Source organism: Mesorhizobium mediterraneum (assembly GCF_002284565.1).
GTDB classification, from domain to species: Bacteria; Pseudomonadota; Alphaproteobacteria; order Rhizobiales; family Rhizobiaceae; genus Mesorhizobium; species Mesorhizobium mediterraneum.
The window spans coordinates 31801-51228 of the sequence record NZ_NPKI01000020.1; the positions used below are offsets into that span (position 1 = coordinate 31801).

The 19428-nt window shown below is 63.2% G+C and carries 22 protein-coding genes and 1 tRNA gene; 12 read left to right on the forward strand and 11 right to left on the reverse strand.

Going from position 1 to position 19428, the window contains the following annotated elements:
* Positions 1–90 precede the first annotated feature (90 nt).
* Positions 91–167: transfer RNA gene (locus tag CIT25_RS18075), tRNA-Arg, on the reverse strand.
* Between the two features lie 149 nt (positions 168–316).
* Here CIT25_RS18075 and CIT25_RS18080 point away from each other — a divergent pair.
* Positions 317–616 (forward strand): DUF768 domain-containing protein, encoded by a 300-nt coding sequence (locus CIT25_RS18080; RefSeq protein ID WP_095485916.1) that lies wholly within the window; start codon positions 317–319, stop codon positions 614–616.
* Positions 617–694: 78 nt separating this feature from the next.
* Positions 695–841, forward strand: a complete 147-nt coding sequence (locus CIT25_RS36875) for a glycine zipper domain-containing protein (protein WP_164547102.1) — start codon at positions 695–697, stop codon at positions 839–841.
* Positions 842–942: 101 nt separating this feature from the next.
* Here the strand turns inward: CIT25_RS36875 and CIT25_RS18085 are convergent, their stop codons facing one another.
* Entirely contained in the window at positions 943–2106 is a 1164-nt protein-coding gene (locus CIT25_RS18085; protein WP_095485917.1) for a M20 aminoacylase family protein, read from the reverse strand.
* 230 nt (positions 2107–2336) lie between these two features.
* Here CIT25_RS18085 and CIT25_RS18090 point away from each other — a divergent pair, with 230 nt between their 5' ends.
* Both CIT25_RS18090 and CIT25_RS18095 read left to right on the forward strand, forming a co-directional pair.
* Positions 2337–3509 (forward strand): D-alanyl-D-alanine carboxypeptidase family protein, encoded by a 1173-nt coding sequence (locus CIT25_RS18090; RefSeq protein WP_095485918.1) that lies wholly within the window; start codon positions 2337–2339, stop codon positions 3507–3509.
* A 4-nt stretch (positions 3510–3513) separates the two neighbouring features.
* Positions 3514–4629, forward strand: a complete 1116-nt coding sequence (locus tag CIT25_RS18095) for a CobW family GTP-binding protein (protein WP_095485919.1) — start codon at positions 3514–3516, stop codon at positions 4627–4629.
* A gap of 14 nt (positions 4630–4643) precedes the next feature.
* Here the strand turns inward: CIT25_RS18095 and CIT25_RS18100 are convergent, their stop codons facing one another.
* The 5 genes from CIT25_RS18100 to CIT25_RS18120 all read right to left on the reverse strand — a co-directional run bounded on the left by CIT25_RS18100 (position 4644) and on the right by CIT25_RS18120 (position 8617).
* Positions 4644–4934: a sulfurtransferase TusA family protein gene (locus CIT25_RS18100; RefSeq protein ID WP_095485920.1), complete on the reverse strand. Its 291-nt coding sequence runs from the start codon at positions 4932–4934 to the stop codon at positions 4644–4646.
* 11 nt (positions 4935–4945) lie between these two features.
* On the reverse strand, positions 4946–6274 hold the full coding sequence (locus CIT25_RS18105) for a L,D-transpeptidase family protein (RefSeq protein ID WP_095485921.1): 1329 nt from the start codon (positions 6272–6274) through the stop codon (positions 4946–4948).
* Positions 6275–6472: 198 nt separating this feature from the next.
* Positions 6473–7423 (reverse strand): acetyl-CoA carboxylase carboxyltransferase subunit alpha, encoded by a 951-nt coding sequence (locus CIT25_RS18110; RefSeq protein ID WP_095485922.1) that lies wholly within the window; start codon positions 7421–7423, stop codon positions 6473–6475.
* Positions 7424–7522: 99 nt separating this feature from the next.
* Entirely contained in the window at positions 7523–8440 is a 918-nt protein-coding gene (locus tag CIT25_RS18115; protein ID WP_095485923.1) for a site-specific tyrosine recombinase XerD, read from the reverse strand.
* Positions 8441–8464: 24 nt separating this feature from the next.
* Positions 8465–8617, reverse strand: a complete 153-nt coding sequence (locus CIT25_RS18120; protein WP_095485924.1) for a histidine kinase — start codon at positions 8615–8617, stop codon at positions 8465–8467.
* Between the two features lie 147 nt (positions 8618–8764).
* Here CIT25_RS18120 and CIT25_RS18125 point away from each other — a divergent pair, with 147 nt between their 5' ends.
* From CIT25_RS18125 to CIT25_RS18140, 4 genes are all read left to right on the forward strand, one after another.
* Positions 8765–9370: a shikimate kinase gene (locus CIT25_RS18125; protein ID WP_095485925.1), complete on the forward strand. Its 606-nt coding sequence runs from the start codon at positions 8765–8767 to the stop codon at positions 9368–9370.
* Positions 9367–10548 carry a 3-dehydroquinate synthase gene (gene aroB, locus CIT25_RS18130; protein WP_095485926.1) on the forward strand — a complete coding sequence of 394 codons (1182 nt, stop codon included), beginning with the start codon at positions 9367–9369 and terminating at the stop codon, positions 10546–10548. The genes CIT25_RS18125 and aroB overlap by 4 nt, the downstream gene beginning before the upstream one ends.
* Positions 10545–11438: an HlyC/CorC family transporter gene (locus CIT25_RS18135; protein WP_095485927.1), complete on the forward strand. Its 894-nt coding sequence runs from the start codon at positions 10545–10547 to the stop codon at positions 11436–11438. The genes aroB and CIT25_RS18135 overlap by 4 nt, the downstream gene beginning before the upstream one ends.
* An 81-nt stretch (positions 11439–11519) precedes the next feature.
* Positions 11520–12323 carry an alpha/beta hydrolase gene (locus CIT25_RS18140; RefSeq protein ID WP_095486029.1) on the forward strand — a complete coding sequence of 268 codons (804 nt, stop codon included), beginning with the start codon at positions 11520–11522 and terminating at the stop codon, positions 12321–12323.
* A gap of 3 nt (positions 12324–12326) precedes the next feature.
* Here CIT25_RS18140 and CIT25_RS18145 read toward each other — a convergent pair whose 3' ends face one another.
* On the reverse strand, positions 12327–12629 hold the full coding sequence (locus CIT25_RS18145; protein ID WP_095485928.1) for a BolA family protein: 303 nt from the start codon (positions 12627–12629) through the stop codon (positions 12327–12329).
* Positions 12630–12822: 193 nt separating this feature from the next.
* On the opposite strand from CIT25_RS18145, the gene CIT25_RS18150 reads away from it, so the two are divergent.
* From CIT25_RS18150 to CIT25_RS18165, 4 genes are all read left to right on the forward strand, one after another.
* Positions 12823–13452 carry a J domain-containing protein gene (locus CIT25_RS18150; protein WP_095485929.1) on the forward strand — a complete coding sequence of 210 codons (630 nt, stop codon included), beginning with the start codon at positions 12823–12825 and terminating at the stop codon, positions 13450–13452.
* A gap of 123 nt (positions 13453–13575) precedes the next feature.
* The gene (cobS, locus tag CIT25_RS18155) at positions 13576–14562 is read left to right on the forward strand and encodes a cobaltochelatase subunit CobS (protein WP_095485930.1); all 987 of its coding nucleotides are present in this window, start codon (positions 13576–13578) and stop codon (positions 14560–14562) included.
* A 12-nt stretch (positions 14563–14574) separates the two neighbouring features.
* Positions 14575–16473, forward strand: a complete 1899-nt coding sequence (cobT, locus tag CIT25_RS18160; protein WP_095485931.1) for a cobaltochelatase subunit CobT — start codon at positions 14575–14577, stop codon at positions 16471–16473.
* Positions 16470–17501 (forward strand): esterase-like activity of phytase family protein, encoded by a 1032-nt coding sequence (locus CIT25_RS18165; protein ID WP_095485932.1) that lies wholly within the window; start codon positions 16470–16472, stop codon positions 17499–17501. Before cobT ends, CIT25_RS18165 begins: the two co-directional genes overlap by 4 nt.
* Positions 17502–17542: 41 nt before the next feature.
* On the opposite strand, the gene CIT25_RS18170 is transcribed toward CIT25_RS18165, so the two are convergent.
* From CIT25_RS18170 to rpmB, 3 genes are all read right to left on the reverse strand, one after another.
* Positions 17543–18244 (reverse strand): spermidine synthase, encoded by a 702-nt coding sequence (locus CIT25_RS18170; protein WP_095485933.1) that lies wholly within the window; start codon positions 18242–18244, stop codon positions 17543–17545.
* Positions 18245–18247: 3 nt separating this feature from the next.
* Positions 18248–18928: a queuosine precursor transporter gene (locus CIT25_RS18175; protein WP_095485934.1), complete on the reverse strand. Its 681-nt coding sequence runs from the start codon at positions 18926–18928 to the stop codon at positions 18248–18250.
* A gap of 81 nt (positions 18929–19009) precedes the next feature.
* Positions 19010–19306 carry a 50S ribosomal protein L28 gene (gene rpmB / locus CIT25_RS18180; RefSeq protein WP_006328411.1) on the reverse strand — a complete coding sequence of 99 codons (297 nt, stop codon included), beginning with the start codon at positions 19304–19306 and terminating at the stop codon, positions 19010–19012.
* Between the last annotated feature and the right edge of the window lie 122 nt (positions 19307–19428).

The following is a 19428-nucleotide window of genomic DNA, read 5'->3' on the forward strand; positions in this document are numbered from 1 at the left end:
GCACGAAACCCTTGGAAATCAACGGTAGCCAGTTGCAACATGATGCGACATGACCACCAGCAAAATCGATAAGTAAGCACTTGATTTTATTGGTGATCCCGACAGGAATCGAACCTGTGACCTACAGATTAGGAATCTGCCGCTCTATCCTACTGAGCTACGGGACCACGCGGCCCGACACATAACCGCTTCGGACCGTTTCGCCAAGAGGCGGGCTCGATGCAATCGGCCGGTTGCGAGTGGATCGCAAAGATAACCTGGGGATGGCGGAACTTCGGACCACCGCTGCGATTTAGTGTGCCGAAGGAGATACCGCATGAGCGCCACAAAAGAGTTCTTTGAAACCTGGCTCCGGGAGAACGTCGGCGATCTGCCCGCCGAGAGCGAAGTGAGCGTGGCCGTCCTGGTGCAGCAATTCGAGCAAGATGCCGACGCGGCCGGCTATGGTCACGAGGTACGCGAAGACGAGATCGGCGACATCGAAGAGGCCATTGAGAAAGCTCTGCACAAGGCCCGGACAGGCGAACAGCCGCAGGCTACAGACCCAGTCGAAGAGAGTGATCTGGCGCCCGTCATGGAGGCGCTGAAGGTCGACGACTCGAAGAGCGGCCCGTAGTGATCCAGGCAACACCGGTTGGTAGCCGACGGATGGCCTGCGGTTGCGGCTCTCCCCTTCCACTCTACATGACCCGGCATGATAGATGCCAAACACATCACACTCGGTGTTGTGATCGGCGTGGCAATCGGCGTCGCGTTGGACAACATCATTGCAGGCATCGGGATCGGCATTGCGCTAGGCATTGCCTTCGGTCTTGCGCGGAAGCCGTCCGGTCGGAAGTGACGATCGGAGCATCGCCACGTCCTGAGCTCGATGGCCTTGTCGCCATCTCAAAATCGCAGCGCACCCTCAGGTCAAGCCGAGGACGGGCTCAGGCACATTCATCAGGCGGCCAGCGCCGTCTCCGCCAGCTTCACCCAATAGCTCATGCCGTGCGGGATGACCTCGTCGTTGAAGTCGTAGGCCGGGTTGTGCAGACCCGCGGTGTCGCCATTGCCGATGAAGATGAAGGCGCCCGGCCGCGCCTCCAGCATATAAGAGAAATCCTCGCCGCCCATCACCGGCTGGATGGCTCGGTGCACATGGGCGTCGCCGGCGATATCAGCCGCGACGTCACTGGCAAAGACCGTCTCTTCAGCATGGTTGAAGGTGACCGGATAATTGGCTTTGTAATCGACCTCGATCGTTGCGCCGAAGGCCGCGCCTACTCCCTCGCAGATGGCGCGCACGCGCTCTTCCGCCTTCCTGGCGACCTCCTTCTTCAGCGTGCGCACGGTGCCGGCGATCTCGGCGCTCTCGGGAATGATGTTGTAGGCGTCGCCGGCGTGGAATTTCGTTACCGATACCACGACAGCTTCGACCGGATCGGTGCTGCGCGAGGCGATCGTCTGCAGAGCACCGACGAGCTGGCTGGTGATGACGATCGGGTCGATCGTGCCGTGCGGCATCGCCGCATGCCCGCCCCGGCCCTTGACGGTGATGGTGAATTCGGCGGTGGCCGCCATGATCGGGCCCGGCTTGATGGCGAACTGGCCGACCGGTAGGCCCGGCATGTTGTGCATGCCGAACACCTTGGAGATGTCGAAGCGCTCCATCATCCCATCCTTGACCATCTCGTTGCCGCCGCCACCGCCTTCTTCGGCCGGCTGGAAGATCACCGCGACGGAGCCAGCGAAATTGCGCGTCTCGGCAAGATATTTGGCAGCACCCAACAGCATCGCGGTGTGGCCGTCATGGCCGCAGGCGTGCATCTTGCCCGGAACGGTCGAGGCATAGGGTTTTCCGGTGATCTCATTGAGCGGCAGCGCGTCCATGTCGGCGCGCAGGCCGATGGTCGTGCCTTCGCCCAGGCGGCCGCGGATAATGCCGACGACGCCTGTCTTGCCGAGCCCGGTCACCACGTCGTCGCAACCGAAGGCCTTCAGCTTCTCGGTGACGAAAGCGGCGGTCTTGAAGACGTCGAAATTCAGCTCTGGCGTCTGGTGCAGATGGCGGCGCCAGCCGGCGACCTCGTCTTGCATTTCGGCGGCGCGGTTCAGGATCGGCATGATGGTTCCATCTCGCTGTTGGAGCAGACGGGTTCTGCCTGCTGCTTTTGCAATTGTGCCTACTGTTTTACAATTGTCATTCAGGCACTTTGCCATCTTGACGTCACATAGGGTAAATAGCACCGCAAGATCGGGATCCGGATAGAGGGCCGGATCACTATGCTGGCGATCGCGTAACAAATCTTACGGAGCCAGAGGCGACTGCGGCAAGAGGCGATTTCGGATTTCACATGCGGTACAGGCATTTCCCTAGACTATTGCTGGCGGGCGCGGTGGCGCTTCCGCTGCTGGCCGGGCCGGCTCTCGCCAATCCGACGATCGTGTTCGACCTGGAGAATGGCAAGATCCTCCAGCATCAGGAGGCTTTCAAGCGCTGGTATCCTGCCTCGCTGACCAAGCTGATGACCGCCTATGTGGCATTTCGTGCGATTGCCGCGGGCGAGGTCCGGCTCGATTCGCCGATCAAGGTCACGAAGCGTTCCGCTGGCGAGCCGCCAAGCAAGATGGGCTTCAAGCCGGGCTCGGTCATGCGGCTCGACAATGCGCTGAAGATGATGCTGGTCAAATCGGCCAATGACGTCGCCATGGCCGTCGGCGAGAACATCGGCGGTTCGCAAGCCGCTTTTGCCGAACGCATGAACACCGAGGCACGCCGGCTCGGCATGACCGGATCGCATTTCGTCAATCCGAACGGGCTCTTTTCGCCGGACCAGTATACGACGGCGCGCGACCTCGGTTTGCTGGTGATGGCGATCCGCACGGAATTCCCGCAATATGCCCCATGGTTCTCGATCGAGGGCCTCGCCGTCGGCAAGAAGCAGATCTCGAACTACAATCTTCTGATCGGCCGCTATCCGGGCGCCGACGGCATGAAGACGGGCTTCGTCTGCCCCTCGGGCTTCAACATGATTGGCTCGGCAACGCGAAACGGCCGCACGCTGGTCGCCGTCGTGCTTGGCGAACAGTCGACCATCACCCGCGCCGAGACCACGGCGAGACTGCTCGACCAGGGCTTCACGGCGCAAGAGCCGAACTGGGTCACGGTCGCGGCGCTGCCTGCCTATGGCGACACGACATCGGTCAATGACCTGCGTGACGAGCTTTGCAAGAAGAAGCCGGCTAAGGAGCAGTCGGAAGCTGCCGTCCCCGTCGGCGATAAGGATGCGCCAAAATCGCCCTATCGGGAAAAGCTCGACCATGTGCCGACATTGGTCGCCGTCGGCCTTGGCGGCGCCACCGGGCCGAAGCCGAAGGCGATGCTCGATACATCGGGCCGGGAATATGCCGACGTGCCGTTGCCGAGCTGGCGCCCCGACCTGCCGACGCCGCCCGGTGCCGAGCCCACAGTTATCGGTTCCGCCACGGCGGCCAAAGGCGGCCAGCCCGCCAAGGCCTTGAACTAGCCTGATGAGCAGCGGCTTCCCAATCCCTGTCTCGGTGCTGACCGGCTTTCTCGGCGCCGGCAAGACGACGCTGCTCAACCGGCTGCTCAGGGATCCAGCACTCGCCGATACCGCCGTCATCATCAACGAGTTCGGCGAGGTGGCAATCGACCATCTCCTGGTCGAACAGGCCTCCGACGGCATCATCCAGCTCTCCGACGGCTGTCTCTGCTGCACGGTGCGCGGTGAGCTGGTCGACACGCTGGCTGATCTCGTCGACCGGCTGCAGACCGGCCGTATCGCCCGGCTTGCCCGCGTCGTCATCGAAACCACCGGCCTCGCCGATCCGGCGCCGGTGCTGCAGTCGATCATGGCGCATCCGGCGCTGGTCCAGGCCTTTCGGCTCGACGGCGTCATCACGCTGGTCGACGCGGTCAACGCCAATGCGACGCTGGACGCCCATGTCGAGGCGGTGAAGCAGGTGGCCGTCGCCGACCGCATCGTGCTGACGAAAGCCGATCTGGTCACCGATCCGCGCGACGTCGAGACCTTGCGGGCCCGGCTGCGGCAGATCAATCCGGGTGCCGAACTGCTCGAGGCCGGTGACAAAAGGACCGATGTAGCGGCGCTGTTCGATTGCGGCCTCTACAACCCAGCCACCAAGTCCGCCGAGGTGCAACGCTGGCTCGGCGAGGAAGCCGCCCATGATCACCACCATGGCGACCATGACCACGACGACCATGGCCATGACCACGATAGCGACCATCGGCACGATTCCCGCGTGCGCTCCTACTCGCTCGTTCATGACGGGCCGGTGCCGTTTTCGGCGATCGAGATGTTCCTCGACCTGTTGCGATCGGCGCATGGCGAGCGCCTGCTGCGCATGAAGGGCGTCATCGAGTTGCTGGAAGACCCGGCGCGGCCGCTGGTCGTCCACGGCGTGCAGAAGATCCTGCATCCGCCGGCGCGGCTGCCGTCCTGGCCGGACGGCCAACGCGGCACAAGGCTGGTGCTGATCACGCTCGACATGCCGGAGGACTATGTCCGCCGGCTGTTTGCCGCCTTCACCAACCGGCCGTCGATAGACACACCCGACCGCGCAGCGCTGGAAAACAACCCGCTGGCCATCGCCGGGCGTTGATTTTAACCTATTGGTTAACCACGATCTTTTCCGAAAACCGGATTCCACTTTTCGGGATCATGGTCTAGCGACTGCTCGCCGCGCTCGACTAGAAAGCGATGGGCGCCCGAAACCGCTGCCGTTTCGACCAAGCGATGGCCGGCATCGGTGCAGAAAGCAGGAATATCGATGACGGCCAGCGGGTCAGTGGTTTCCAGCCAGAGCCTGCTGCCCGGCCGCATCGCAGCCAGCCGCTTTTTTGCTTTCAGCACAGGCAGGGGGCAGTTCAGGCCCTTGAGGTCATAGACGGAAGTAGGCTTGGCCAAGCGCGAGAACCTCAGCCGCCGAACATGCCGAGCAGTTTGTTCTTCAGCTTTGTCACCCTGCTTTGATCGGCATTGGCCGCCTGCGTTTCGGCCGGGGCGGCAGCTTGGGGCGACGCGATTGTCGCGGTGGCGACAGGCGCTTCGGCCGCGGCCACGGCATCCCCCTCTTCGGCCAGCGAATTAATCTTGGCCGCTTCCGTTTCGGCCAGAGCCTGAGCCTTGGCCGCCTCTTTCTCGGCTTTGGCCGCCTCTATGGCGGCAAGCCTTTGCTCTTCGGCCTTCTGCTTGGCGGCTTTCTCCGCATCCAGCGCGGCCATCTTCCGGCCGGCCGGCGAATCGATGCGGCCCATGCGCGCCGTCTCTGTCACCGAGCCGTCGGCGTTGAACGACGGCGGCTCGATCGGCACGCGTTCGCCACGGGCGCGCTTTTTCGACCACTCGGAAACGATGCTGGCTTCCTTGATGCCGGCGATGGTTGGCTTGGGGGCCGGCACGCTGGCTTTGACCGCGCCGTTGAAAGCCGCTTCGTAGGTGCTCTGGTAGGCATTGAAGGCGCTCTTCAACGAATCCGGCTGCGTCGTCGTGGGGCAGGCGCCGGCCGGATCGAATGTCGCGCCGTCGGCCGCGACCTGGTTGAAGACGTAGCGCTTCTCGCAGACGTCGACCTTCGGCGGCACCTTGGTGATCTCGAAATTGTCGTAGCCGACCTTCAGCATCTTCCAGAATTCGTAGTTCGGATCCTTGCGATAACGCGCCATGTTGGCGGCGGTCATGCGGAACGGAAAGGCCTGGATCTGGAATTCGGTCTGCCCGCCCTGGAACGCATCGCGGCCGAAGGCGTAGATTTGCTCGATCTGCGCGTCGGTCATCGAATAGCAGCCCGACGACGAGCAGGCGCCATGGACCATCAGATGAGAACCGGTGCGGCCATTGGCGCGGTCGTAGGCGTTGGGATAGCCGATGTTGAAGGCAAGGTGGTAGCTCGACCGCGGATTCATCTGCGCCGGACGGACCGTATAGAAGCCTTCCGGCGCCTGGCGGTCGCCTTCGGTGAATTTGGGACCCAGCTTGCCCGACCATTTGCATATGTCGTAGCTGGCGACCAAGTCGTAGCGGCCGTTGGTCTTGGCCTTCCAGATTTCGAGCTTGCCCTCTTCCTTGAAGATGCGGGCCATCACCGGCGAGGTGCGGGTCATGCCCTTGGCCTTCATGCCGGCCAGGATCTTGTCGGGCAGCGGCTTGTTGGCCTGGGGGGCAAAATCCTTCATCGAAGAATCATTGCAGCCGGCGACCCCTATCGCGGCAATCAGAAGTCCGGTGCGGGCGAGCTTGGCAAACATGGGTATGGCTATGTCTTTTCTTTCGGACCGCAGGCATCAGCGCCGCCAGGCCCAACCCTAAGCCCGTTAACCTTGAAAATTCCTTACCGCAAGCGCCGGGCGCATCCCCTTACGGCAATTTGATTGAACCGAATGCCGCGGCATTTTTGTGGCGGACGTGCTCAATCTCGCCACATTGCGGCGCCGAACCTCGTCTTGCTAAAGGTTTCGCCCCATAGCCAGGTATTTCTCGCGGCGCTGCTCACGAAAATCGGTGTTGGCGCCGGAGAATTCCTTCATCGTCTTGGCGATGAGGTCGCCGGTGGCGGCGATGACCGCTTCCGGGCCACGATGGGCGCCGCCCAGCGGTTCGGGAATGATGGCGTCGATGATCTTCAGCTCCAGCAGATCCTGGGCGGTGATCTTCATGTTGGTCGCTGCATCCTTCGAGCGGGTGGTGTCGCGCCACAGGATCGATGCGGCGCCTTCCGGCGAGATCACCGAATAGATGGCGTGCTCGAGCATGTAGACGCGGTTGGCGGTGGCGATCGCGATGGCACCGCCTGAGCCGCCTTCGCCGATGACCACCGAGATCGACGGCACCTTCAGGCCGAGACAGGCCGATGTCGAGCGGGCAATGGCTTCCGCTTGGCCACGCTCCTCGGCGTTGACGCCGGGATAGGCGCCGGCCGTGTCGACCAGCGTCAGCAACGGGATGTTGAAACGGTCGGCGAGTTCCATCAGCCGCACCGCCTTGCGGTAGCCTTCCGGTCGCACCGAGCCGAAATTGTGCTTCAGCCGGCTGGCCGTGTCCGAACCTTTTTCCTGGCCGATGATCGCCACCGGCTCGCCACGAAAGCGGGCAAAGCCGCCGACGATCGCCTGATCCTCGCCGAAATTGCGGTCGCCGGCAAGCGGCGTGAAATCGTTGAACAGGCCTTTGATGTAGTCGATGCAATGCGGCCTGTCCGGATGGCGCGCCACCTGCACCTTCTGCCACGGGGTCAGCGCCTTGTAGGCGTCGCGCAGGGCGTCGCGCGAACGCTTCTCAAGACGGCTGATCTCATCGCCGACATCGACCGCCTCGCCATTCTCGGCGAGTTTCTTCAGCTCGAGGATCTTGCCCTCGAGATCGGCGACCGGCTTTTCGAAATCGAGGTAATTGTACATTCTTGAGCGGACCGATAGACCGGGAGGCAATGACTGGCGGAACCCAGGAAACAGAGGCTCCGGGCGATGGAACGTGGTCCTCACATAGCGATATGACGCCTAGTCGGCAAGCGGATGATGATCGTTGACCAGCCGCACCAGCCGCTCCTCCAGCACATGCGTGTAAATCTGCGTCGTTGAAATATCGGCATGGCCAAGCAACTGCTGCACGGCCCTGAGGTCGGCGCCGTTCTGCAGGAGATGGCTGGCGAAAGCATGGCGCAGCACATGCGGCGATATTTTCGCCGAGGCGATGCCGGCCCGCGCTGCAAGGCCCTTCAGGTCGCGGGCGAAGACCTGCCTGGAGAGATAGCCGCTGTCGCTTGCTGCCGGAAACAGGAACGGGCTATCTGCGAAAGCCGGCACCTTGGTCCGGGCAGAGAGCCAGGTCCGCATCGCCATGCGCGCCTTTGCCGACAGCGGCACCATTCGTTCCTTGTCGCCCTTGCCACGCACCATGAAGAAACGATCGTCGCGCAGCGCCACCGTCACCGGCAGGCCGACCAGTTCGGAAACGCGCAGGCCGGTGGCGTAGAGCACCTCGACCAGTGCATGCAGACGCAGCGCCGCCAGGCTGTCGCCGTCGTTCAGCGAGGCGTCAGCTGCCTCTTGCGCCGCACGGTCGATCAGCCGGCCGGTATCGGCCTCGCTCATCGTCTTCGGCAGCGGCCGGCCTTTCTTCGGGCTGTCCAGGGTTCCGGTCGGGTCGTCGCCGCGCAGGCCTTCAGCGTAAAGGAATTTAAAGAACTGGCGGATCGCCGACAGTTTGCGTGCCTGCGAGGTGGCGGCAAAACCGCGTGCGGCGATATCGTCGAGATAGGCGCGAATATCGGCGGCTGCGGCGCCCGCAAGCCCGCCGCCGATCTCGGCCGAAGCGTCTTCGAGGTCGCGGCGATAGCTGGAAAGCGTGTTTTCGGCTGCGCCCCGCTCGGCGCTCATCATTTCCAGAAAGGCTTCGATGCGGGCCGCGCTGTTCATTTCTTTGGGTCAGTTTTCCTAGGATCAGTTTTTCTTGGGATTGAGCTTTTCCGGAGGAATGCGCACGCTCATTTCGGCCTTTCTCGGCTCGACGAACATCGCCAGAGCGAACATCGCGCCATAGACAATGCCGGCCAGAATCGTGAGCGTCACGACAAAGCGGAACAGTGTCGGCATCAATTTTCGCCCGTCTTCTTGTTCTGCGTTTCCAAACCCTGTGCCCTTATGAGACGCCAATCCGGCCAATTCAAGGACGAAGCTCGGCGCGCGCCACGCTTGACGCAAACAGGCTTTTGATGTCGATACGCCGGCAACGAGGTCCGTATGAGCGCGCTACCAGCAAATCCTCCTGATGAGAGCCATGCCGAGCTGCTCAGCCGGCTGGGCAACCGTTCCATCGTCTTTGTCGGCCTCATGGGCGCCGGCAAGACGGCGATCGGCCGCAAGGTGGCGGGGACCCTGGGACTGCCTTTCATCGACAGCGATCAGGAGATCGAAAGCGTGTCGCGCATGAGTGTCCCGGAATTGTTCGAACGCTATGGCGAGACCGAGTTCCGGGCGCTGGAGCAGCGCGTCATCCTGCGCGTGCTGGAGCACGGCCCGCAGGTGCTGTCGACGGGCGGCGGCGCCTTCATGAGCGCGCAGACGCGGGAGGCGATCGCCGGCCATGGCGTGTCGGTATGGCTGAAGGCTGAGATCGACCTCTTGATGGACCGCGTTTCCAAGAAGCAGAACCGGCCGCTCTTGAAAAGCGCCGATCCCCGCGCCGTGATCGAGCGGTTGATGGCCGAGCGCTATCCGGTCTACGCAGGCGCCGATGTCACCGTGCCGACCCGCGACGATCGCAAGGAGGTCATTGCGGCCGAGGTGGTGAGCGCGCTTTGCGGGTATTTCGGCGTTGCGGCTGCGACAGGCGAGGTGCGGTCGTGAGCGTCAATGCGACAGTCACCGTCGAAGTCGGGCTTGGCGATCGCGCCTATGACATTTTAATCGGCTCCGGCCTGCTTTTGCGCGCGGGCACCGAGATTTCGCGTCGCCTTCCAGGCACGCGCGCCGCGGTGGTCACCGACGACAATGTCGCCGCAGCACACCTCGAAACGTTGAAGGCCGGCCTCGAAAAGGGCGGCATTCAGCCTGCCGTCATCACGTTGCCGGCTGGGGAAAAGACCAAGAGTTTCGCGCATCTCGAGGAGGTGGTGGACGGCGTGCTGGCAGCCAGGCTTGAGCGCGGCGATGTCGTCATCGCGCTCGGCGGCGGTGTCATCGGCGACCTGGCCGGATTTGCCGCCGGCATCGTGCGCCGCGGCATGAATTTCGTGCAGATACCGACTTCGCTGCTCGCGCAGGTCGACTCTTCGGTCGGCGGCAAGACCGGCATCAACAGCGCGCGCGGCAAGAACCTCGTCGGCGTCTTCCATCAGCCGAAACTGGTGCTGGCCGATACCGAAGTGCTTGACACGCTGCCGATCCGGGAATTCAGGGCCGGTTATGCCGAACTCGCCAAATACGGGCTCATCGATCGCCCCGGCTTCTTCGCCTGGCTGGAGGAAAACTGGGGCAAAGTGTTTGCCGGCGGCCCGGAGCGGGCCGAAGCGATCGCCGAAGCCTGCCGCGCCAAGGCCGATGTCGTCGCCCGCGACGAGTTCGAGACCGGCGACCGCGCGCTGCTCAATCTCGGCCACACGTTCGGTCACGCGCTGGAGGCCGCCACCCGCTATGACAGCGCCCGTCTCGTCCACGGTGAGGGGGTCGCCATCGGCATGGCGCTGGCTTGTCGCTTTTCGTCACGTCTCAATCTGGCAAGTCCCGACGACGCGGCGCGCGTCGAGACGCATCTTCGCGCCGTCGGCCTGCCTTGGCGCATGGCCGATATTCCGGGCGAATTGCCTGATGCCGAGGCGCTGCTCGCCTTCATCACCCAGGACAAGAAGGTATCGCGCGGCGCGCTGACCTTCATCCTGACGCGCGGCATCGGCCAGGCCTTCATCGCCAGGGACGTGCCGGCGTCGGAAGTGCTGTCGTTTCTAAGGGAGAACCATCCGGGTCGGCAAAGCCGCCCGGGTCCGCAAAAAAGCAGCCCGGGTCAGCAGAAAAGCCGCCCGGGATGAACGAGACCGGCTGGATTGTCGCTGCTGTCCTGGCCGGGCTCGGCTTGCTCGCTTTCGCCTTTCGCGCGCGCCTGCTCGCCGCCTTCGGCTATGCACTGCAGCGCATCGAGCCGCAGCATTCGAACCATGATGAATCGCGCGGCGCCGTGGATGATGTTCGGCGCAATGGCCAGGCGGTGCGCGAGGATCGCGCCCGCATCGGCCGCCTGTCCGATCTTGACGAGCTCGAAGTGTCCGATGTCATGGTCCACCGCACCAACATGCGCTCGGTCAACGCCGACAATCCGCCGGAAGCGGTGGTGCGCGAGATCCTGCAGAGCCCGCATACCCGCATGCCCTTGTGGAAGGGCTCACTCGACAACATCGTCGGCGTGCTGCATGCCAAGGACCTGCTGCGCGCGCTGAACGATGTCGGCAACGACTTTTCCCAGATTGACGTGATGAAGATCGCGACAAAACCGTGGTTCGTGCCCGACACCACGACGCTGCAGGAACAGCTCAACGCCTTCCTGCGTCGCAAGGCGCATTTCGCCATCGTCGTCGACGAGTATGGCGAGGTCGAGGGGCTGGTGACGCTGGAGGATATCATCGAGGAGATCGTCGGCGAGATCGCCGACGAGCACGATATCGACATTCAGGGCGTAAAGCAGGAAGCCGACGGCTCCGTCGTCGTCGACGGCACTGTGCCGATCCGCGACCTGAACCGGGCGCTCGACTGGGACCTGCCGGACGAGGAAGCCACCACCATTGCCGGTCTCGTCATCCACGAGACGCAATTGATCCCGGACGAGAAGCAGGCTTTCACCTTTCACGGCAAGCGCTTCGTCGTCATGAAGCGCGACAAGAACCGGATCGCAAGGCTGAGGATCAGGCCAGCGGGCGACATTTAGGTTCTGTCCCGGCTAACCAATCCTTGACTGGACGCTCGCCGCGCCCGCGTGCACTTTCGACTGGGCTGTCTGGAGATGACGGTGATCGATCGGCGAACCGTGCTTTTGATGTCGATGGCTTTGCTGCCGGCCAGCGCTTCGGCGGCATCGCGCCGGCGCTCGCCGTCTCCGCAAACCTTCGACTACGGACCGGCCAAGCTCGACATCTACTCGCGCGACGGAGCAAGCGGCCTGCCTGTGGTCATTTTCATCCATGGCGGTGCCTGGCGGGCCGGCAACCGCACCAACGTCGACGTCAAGCCGGGCTTCCTGCTCGACAATGGCTTCTGCTTCGTCTCCATCGACTACCGGATGCTGCCTAAGGCCGATGTCGCCAGCCAGGCCGACGACGTCGAGCAGGCATATCGCTACGTGCGCGCCAACATCGCCAGATATGGCGGCGACCCGAACCGGATAGCGGTCATGGGCCATTCGGCCGGCTGCCATCTCGCTGCGTTGACCGGGCTGCGCGGCGGTCTGCCCGGCGTTGCGGCGCTGGTACTAAACGATACCAGAGCCTATGATTTGGAGGCACTTGCGAGGAGCGGTGGCATGACACGGGCCTATGCCCGGGCCTTTCCCGATCCGGCGCAATGGCGTGCGCTGTCGCCAGCCATCCATGTCGGGAGCCGCAAGCATCCGCCGAGCTTCATCGCCTATTCGCGCGCATCGGGTCGTGCGACAGCCTCACAGGCCTTTGCCGAGCGCCTGCGGGCGACCGGAGCGGAGGTGACGCTGTTCGACGGCAGCGCCTATTCGCACATGTCGATCAATCGCGATTTCGGCGACGAGGGCGACGCATTGACCCGTGCGGTGATGATTTTCCTGAAGGCAGCGCTCGGCTGATGCCTACCACCTGGTCTTTTCGTCCGGCGCGGCCGGCTCGATCGCCAGCGCATGGACACCGGCCTTCAGCTCGTCGGCCAGCAATTCGTTGACCGCGCGGTGGCGCTCGATGCGGCTCATGCCGGCAAAGGTCGAGGAGACGATGCGAACGCGGAAATGCGTCTCGCCGGTGCCGTCATAGGTGCCGTGATGGTCGGAGTCCTGATGGTGATGGCCGGCATGGAGATGGCTTTCGTTGATGATGATCAGCCGCTCCGGCGAGAACGCCTTCTTCAACTTGCCTTCCATCGTTGACTGTATGGACATTCGTACTTCCCTTCACCACATATGGCTGGCGCATGACCCCCGAAAATCGGTGCTCTTTGCGTGTCCAGGAGGACGCGCAATGCCGTCGCCGCGACAAAATTCGCCAATCGCCCGCTTTATGCCGCGATTCAGCGGTTAGGGCGATCATCGCGAAAATGTCAATTCTTGTTTCGCACCGGCGAACAGCCCATAAATGGGTGAGATGAAACCGTACCCCAAATATTTCGAGAAAATCCGCATCCGCCCGGAGAAGGATGCGGAGCTGAAGTCGCGCTCGCCGATCTGCCAGTGGGACGGTTGCAAGGAGGCCGGCACCCATCGCGCGCCGGTCGGGCGCATGAAGGAGGGCGAGTATTTTCAGTTCTGCTTCGATCATGTGCGCGAGTACAACAAAGGCTTCAATTATTTCTCCGGTGTCCCCGACACCGAGATCGCCCGCTTCCAGAAGGAAGCGATGACCGGCCACCGGCCGACATGGAAGATGGGCGTCAACGGCGCCTCGACGCGCTCCTCGCCTGATTTCGCCCAGCAGCGTTCCGGCCGCGCCGGCTACTACAACCGCATGCGCGATCCGTTCGACCTGTTCAAAGGTCCGAAGGATCCGCGCGAGGTGCGCGAGCGCAAGGCCAAGCCGCTTGAGGCCAAGGCGCTGGAAACGCTTGGCCTTGATACAAAGGCGACTGGCAAGGATATCAAGGCGCGCTATAAGGAACTGGTGAAACGCCACCATCCGGATGCGAATGGCGGCGACAGAGGTTCGGAAGACCGGTTCCGCGATGTGCTCCAGGCATATCGCGTGCTCAAGCAGGCAGGATTGTGCTGAGCGACCTTACGGTTCGTGTCGTTTTCCAACTTTCATAAGGTTGGAAAAGGCTCTAAGACCGCCCCCGGACAAAATAGATTGCCGGCGAAATCAGGCGTTTCGCCCGTGGAGACGTTGATAGTGATGAACAAGGTCGATCGCGACATCGCCAACCTGCCCGACACCACGGTGTCGGTGAAGGAGAAATTTGGCTTCGAGTCCAAGATGGTGGTGCCGGCCTACTCGGTGACGAGCGAGCATGTGCCCGACATCGATCCGGACTATCTGTTCGACAAGAACACGACGATGGCGATCCTCGCCGGCTTCGCCTACAACCGCCGCGTCATGGTGTCGGGCTATCACGGCACCGGCAAATCGACGCATATCGAGCAGGTCGCCGCCCGTCTCAACTGGCCGTGTGTGCGCGTCAATCTCGACAGCCATGTCAGCCGTATCGATCTCGTCGGCAAGGATGCGATCGTCGTCAAGGACGGGCTGCAGATCACCGAGTTTCGCGACGGCATCCTGCCCTGGGCCTACCAGCACAATGTCGCGCTGTGCTTCGACGAATACGATGCCGGCCGTCCGGACGTGATGTTCGTCATCCAGCGCGTGCTGGAATCGTCCGGCCGGCTGACGCTGCTCGACCAGAGCCGGGTCATCCGCCCGCATCCGGCGTTCCGGCTGTTTTCCACCGCTAACACGGTCGGCCTCGGCGATACCACCGGCCTCTATCACGGCACCCAGCAGATCAACCAGGCGCAGATGGACCGCTGGTCGATCGTCACCACGCTGAACTATCTGCCGCACGACAATGAGGTGAACATCGTGCTGGCCAAGGCCAAGCACTACCGCGACGGCAAGGGCAAGGAGATCGTCAACAAGATGGTGCGTGTCGCCGACATGACGCGTTCGGCCTTCATCAACGGCGATCTTTCGACTGTCATGAGCCCGCGCACGGTCATCACCTGGGCCGAGAATGCCGAGATCTTCGGCGATATCGGCATGGCGTTCAGGCTGACCTTCCTCAACAAGTGCGACGAGCTGGAACGCTCGCTCGTGGCCGAGTTCTACCAGCGTGCCTTCGGCGAAGATCTGCCGGAATCGGCGGCCAATGTGGTGCTGGGCTAAACAGAGTTCTCGATGGCGGGTCCGGGCGACAACACGCGCAACAAGTCGAAGACGGGGTCTGAAGCCGACAGCTTCAAGCGTGCCGTCACCGTCTGCATGCGCGCGATTGCCGGCGACAAAGAACTCGAGGTCGGTTTCGCCAAGGACCGGCCGGCGCTCGCCGGCAGCCGCGCCCGTCTGCCTGAACTGCCGAAGAAGGCGTCGAAGGCCGATATCGCCATCACCCGCGGTCTCGGCGATTCCATGGCGCTGAAGCGCGCCTGCCACGACGCGCGCATCCACACCAGGCTGGCGCCGGAAGGCAAGCAGGCCCGCGCCATCTACGATGCGGTCGAGCAGGCCCGCGTCGAGGCGATCGGCTCCCGCGCCATGCAAGGTGTGGCCGACAATATCGGCTCGATGCTCGAGGACAAATACGCCAGAGCCAACCTCATCGACGTCAAGGACAAGGCGGATGCTCCGATCGAGGAGGCGTTGGCCCTAATGGTGCGCGAAAAGCTGACCGGCCGCACTGTCCCGAAGAGCGGTGAGCGGCTGGTCGACCTCTGGCGCCCGTGGGTCGAGGAGAAGGCCAGTGCCGATCTCGACGGGCTGTCGGCAAAGCTCGACGACCAGCAGGCCTTCGCCCGTGTCGTGCGCGAGATGCTGGCTTCCATGGAAATGGCCGAGGAGCTCGGCGACGACCAGGAGACCGAAGACTCCGAGGACAATGACGACAACCAGCCGCAAGGCGAGGAGCAGAGCGAGGAGGGCGGCGAGGACGATTCCGGCTCCGAGCAGTCGCAGTCCGACGACACCGAGGCGTCGTCCGACGACGAGCAGTCGGCCGAGACGGAGGCATCCGATGCCACCGCCGACGATCTGTCCGACGATGACGACGCCGATGCCGAGACGCCCGGCGAGGCGCGCCGCAACGACAATCCCTTCGCCAATCTGTCGAAGGAGATTGACTACAAGGTCTTCACCACCGCCTTCGACGAGACGGTGGGTGCGGAAGACCTGTGCGAGGAAGAGGAGCTGGATCGGCTGCGCGCCTTCCTCGACAAGCAGCTCGCCAACCTGTCGGGCGTTGTCGGCCGGCTGGCCAACCGGCTGCAGCGCCGCCTGATGGCGCAGCAGAACCGGTCCTGGGATTTCGATCTCGAAGAGGGTTATCTCGATCCGGCGCGGCTGGTGCGCGTCGTCATCGATCCGATGCAGCCGCTGTCCTTCAAGCAGGAACGGGACACCAAATTCCGCGACACGGTGGTGACGCTGGTGCTCGACAATTCGGGCTCGATGCGCGGCCGGCCGATCACGGTCGCCGCCACCTGCGCCGACATTCTGGCGCGGACGCTGGAGCGCTGCGGCGTCTCGGTCGAGATCCTCGGCTTCACCACCCGCGCCTGGAAGGGCGGTCAGGCACGCGAGAAATGGCTGAAGGAAGGCAAGCCGCCGAATCCCGGGCGGCTCAACGATTTGCGCCACATCATCTACAAATCCGCCGACCATCCGTGGCGGCGGGCACGCCGCAATCTGGGCCTGATGATGCGCGAGGGCCTGCTTAAGGAAAACATCGACGGCGAGGCGTTGCTGTGGGCGCATAACCGCCTGATCGCCCGGCCGGAGCAGCGCAAGATCCTGATGATGATCTCGGACGGCGCGCCGGTCGACGATTCGACACTGTCGGTCAATCCGGGCAACTATCTCGAACGGCATCTGCGCGCCGTCATCGAACTGATCGAGACGCGCTCGCCGGTCGAGCTCTTGGCCATCGGCATCGGCCACGACGTCACCCGCTATTACAGGCGCGCCGTCACCATCGTCGACGCCGAGGAACTGGCCGGCGCCATGACCGAGCAGCTCGCTTCGCTGTTTGGCGAGGAAAGCGCGCGGGACACGCGACGCGGCGGCATGCGGCGTGCCGGATGATTTTTTTGCGGGGCGGCTTTCGGCAGACGCTTTTCGCCGCCACAGCGCTGTTCTTTGCCGGCATCGCCTTGTCGCCTTCCATCGCAGTTGGCCCTGTTTCGGTCGAGCCGATCGAAATCTCGGCACGGCCGATAACCCGGTTTCACATCGGCCGTGACGAAAAGCGGTTCGGTCCGCTCGAATTCGTCGGCGGGCTGGAAATGACTTCGCCGTCACGCGATTTCGGCGCGCTGTCGGCGTTTCGCTTCCTCAAGCCCGGCAGTGATTTCATCGGCGTCGCCGACACCGGTTTCTGGTTCTTCGGCACGGTCACTCATGATGCCGACAAGCGCCCGTCGGGCATCCAGAATTTCCGCATGCAGCAGATGATCGACGCATCAGGCCAGCCGATCGACGAGAAATGGGAGGTCGACGCCGAAGGCCTTGCGGTCAAGGACGGCATTGCCACGGTCGGCTTCGAGCGCAACCACCGTGTCGCCCAGTTCAAATTCGATCCGCACGATATGAAGGCGCCGTTGAAGCAACTGGACTTCCTGATTCCGGCCTGGGAGCTTCGTCGGAATCGCGGCTTTGAGACAGGCACCCATGCCAATCCTCACGGGCAGCATGAGGGCGGGCTGGTCGTGGTGTCGGAAAAGAGCCTCGACAAATCAGGCAACATCTATGCGGCTGTCATCGAAGGGCCGCACAAGGGCGTCTTCACCGTCAAGCGCAACGGTGAATTCGACATCACCGACGGTGCGTTCCTGCCGGACGGCGACCTTCTGCTTTTGGAGCGCAGCTTCTCGATGGCCGGCGGCGTCAAGATGCGGCTGAGGCGCATCTATGGTGAAAGCGTCGAGAAGGGCGCCGTCGCCGACGGGCCGGTGCTGATGGAAGCCGACATGGCCTACCAGATCGACAATATGGAAGGGCTCGACGTCTGGACCCGCGACGATGGCGCGCTGATGGTGTCGCTGATCTCGGACGACAACCACTCGATGCTGCAACGCAACCTCTACCTGGAATTCGTCCTGCACGAGGATTGAGAGGCGGTCGGCGAGGGATGGCCGATAAGCCGAAAAGAAGTCTAAAGCTTCGCGCTGGCTGCCGCAGGCCGGAGTCCGTTGATCGCGACCCAGACGACGTGGCGCGCGCCACGCTTGCCGTTGGCGCGGACCTTGACTTCCTCGACCGCGAAGCCTGCCTGCTTGAGCCTGCGGGTAAAACCGCTGTCGGGTCCCTGTGACCAGACCGCCAGCACGCCGCCGGGCTTGAGCGCTGCTCTCGCGCTGTTCAACCCGGCTAGACTGTAAAGAGCATCGTTGGCCTTGTGGACGATTCCTTCCGGCCCGTTGTCGACGTCGAGCAGGATGGCATCCCAGGCAGCGGCTTCCGATCGCATGAGTTGCCCAACATCCGACTCGCGAACAATCACACGCGGATCGTCGAGACAGCCGCCGAACACCGCGGCCATCGGGCCGCGCGCCCACGCCACGACGGCGGGCACCAACTCGGCGACAACGATACCGGCATCGGCGCCAAGCTCGGCAAGGGCAGCGCGCAGCGTGAAGCCCATGCCCAGCCCGCCGATCAGGATTTTCGGCTGGCTGCGGCCGGCGATCCTTTGGCAAGTCAGGCTGGCCAGCGCTTCCTCGGAGCCGCTGAGGCGGCTGTTCATCAGCTCGTTGGAGCCAAGCATGATCGAGAACTCGGCGCCGCGCCGTTTCAGGCGAAGCTCCTGGCCGCCGTCAGGCGTTTTTGCAGTGTCGAGCTGGACCCATGGGATCACTGCCTATGCCGCCAGTGCCGGCTGGCTCCAGCGGGCGGCAAGCAGCCGATAGGGGATCAGCGCCACTACGGCGATGATCAGCTTCACGCCGAGGTCGCCGAGCGCCCATGACACCCAGCGCATGGTCTCGACCGGCAGCACGCCCATCAGCGGCGCGGTTTCGAGCGCAAAGCCATCGTTCGGGCCAGCGAAGGCGAAGGCCGCCGAAAAGGCGACGGTGAAGAACACGGCGGTGTCGAACACCGAGCCGACCAGCGTGCCGACGATCGGCGCGCGCCACCAGCTCTGCCGGCGCAGCCGGTTGAATACGGTCACGTCGAGCAATTGCGCGATCAGGAACGCGGCGCCGGAAGCCGCCGCAATGCGCACCAGCCGGTCGGCGGCCGTCTCGAATTCGATCAGGCCGTGGTGGAACAGCAAGGGCGGGATGAGGATCGAGCAGATCACCGCCGCCATGAAGCCGACAAAGACGATCCGGCGCGCCACGGCCGGGCCGTAGCGGCGATTGGCAAGGTCGGTGACCAGGAACGAGAAGGGGTAGGTGAAGGCGCCCCAGGTCAGAATGTCGGCCAGCGACAGGCCGCCGATCGCACCTTGCACCGGGAACTGCACGAGGATGTTCGACGCCACCACGACAAGCGCCATGGCCGCAACAAAGGGCAGATATCGGGAGAAGAAACTCATTTTTTTATCCTGGGTAATGGAACCAGCGGGGTGTCATGCCGAGTTCGGACGACACTCCTTGGAAGGCGGCCGCCTGAAAAATTAAGCGGCCGGCTGTTCGGCCAGCTTCTTGGCGATCTGCTTCTTCAGCAGACGGGCGCGCTGCGACAACTCCTTGGCGTCGGCCTTGGCCAGGAACGCATCAAGGCCGCCGCGATGCTCGACCGAACGCAGCGCGTTCGCCGAAATGCGCAGGCGCACATTCTGGTTCAGCGCTTCCGAGATCAGCGTCACATTGACGAGATTCGGCAGGAAGCGACGCTTGGTCTTATTGTTGGCGTGGCTCACATTGTTGCCGGACATGACTGCCTTGGCAGTGAGTTCGCAGGTGCGGGACATGGTTCTAAACCTTCAGTTCTCGGTCTGGCCAAACCTTTGAGCCCGCGCCGGGTGGCGCGCGGTTTCGGTCAGGCGGCCTTATGGAAAAGTTGGCGTTCCTTAGTTGCATTTCGCCGATGCGT

What these genes read in the sequence shown, in the direction of transcription:
- CIT25_RS18080 (WP_095485916.1), top strand. Translation starts at nt 317, where the DNA reads ATGAGCGCCACAAAAGAGTTCTTTGAAACCTGGCTCCGGGAGAACGTC.
- CIT25_RS36875 (WP_164547102.1), top strand. Translation starts at nt 695, where the DNA reads ATGATAGATGCCAAACACATCACACTCGGTGTTGTGATCGGCGTGGCA.
- CIT25_RS18085 (WP_095485917.1), bottom strand. Translation starts at nt 2,106, where the DNA reads ATGCCGATCCTGAACCGCGCCGCCGAAATGCAAGACGAGGTCGCCGGC.
- CIT25_RS18090 (WP_095485918.1), top strand. Translation starts at nt 2,337, where the DNA reads ATGCGGTACAGGCATTTCCCTAGACTATTGCTGGCGGGCGCGGTGGCG.
- CIT25_RS18095 (WP_095485919.1), top strand. Translation starts at nt 3,514, where the DNA reads ATGAGCAGCGGCTTCCCAATCCCTGTCTCGGTGCTGACCGGCTTTCTC.
- CIT25_RS18105 (WP_095485921.1), bottom strand. Translation starts at nt 6,274, where the DNA reads ATGTTTGCCAAGCTCGCCCGCACCGGACTTCTGATTGCCGCGATAGGG.
- CIT25_RS18110 (WP_095485922.1), bottom strand. Translation starts at nt 7,423, where the DNA reads ATGTACAATTACCTCGATTTCGAAAAGCCGGTCGCCGATCTCGAGGGC.
- CIT25_RS18115 (WP_095485923.1), bottom strand. Translation starts at nt 8,440, where the DNA reads ATGAACAGCGCGGCCCGCATCGAAGCCTTTCTGGAAATGATGAGCGCC.
- CIT25_RS18120 (WP_095485924.1), bottom strand. Translation starts at nt 8,617, where the DNA reads ATGCCGACACTGTTCCGCTTTGTCGTGACGCTCACGATTCTGGCCGGC.
- CIT25_RS18125 (WP_095485925.1), top strand. Translation starts at nt 8,765, where the DNA reads ATGAGCGCGCTACCAGCAAATCCTCCTGATGAGAGCCATGCCGAGCTG.
- CIT25_RS18135 (WP_095485927.1), top strand. Translation starts at nt 10,545, where the DNA reads ATGAACGAGACCGGCTGGATTGTCGCTGCTGTCCTGGCCGGGCTCGGC.
- CIT25_RS18145 (WP_095485928.1), bottom strand. Translation starts at nt 12,629, where the DNA reads ATGTCCATACAGTCAACGATGGAAGGCAAGTTGAAGAAGGCGTTCTCG.
- CIT25_RS18150 (WP_095485929.1), top strand. Translation starts at nt 12,823, where the DNA reads ATGGGTGAGATGAAACCGTACCCCAAATATTTCGAGAAAATCCGCATC.
- cobS (WP_095485930.1), top strand. Translation starts at nt 13,576, where the DNA reads ATGAACAAGGTCGATCGCGACATCGCCAACCTGCCCGACACCACGGTG.
- cobT (WP_095485931.1), top strand. Translation starts at nt 14,575, where the DNA reads ATGGCGGGTCCGGGCGACAACACGCGCAACAAGTCGAAGACGGGGTCT.
- CIT25_RS18165 (WP_095485932.1), top strand. Translation starts at nt 16,470, where the DNA reads ATGATTTTTTTGCGGGGCGGCTTTCGGCAGACGCTTTTCGCCGCCACA.
- CIT25_RS18175 (WP_095485934.1), bottom strand. Translation starts at nt 18,928, where the DNA reads ATGAGTTTCTTCTCCCGATATCTGCCCTTTGTTGCGGCCATGGCGCTT.
- rpmB (WP_006328411.1), bottom strand. Translation starts at nt 19,306, where the DNA reads ATGTCCCGCACCTGCGAACTCACTGCCAAGGCAGTCATGTCCGGCAAC.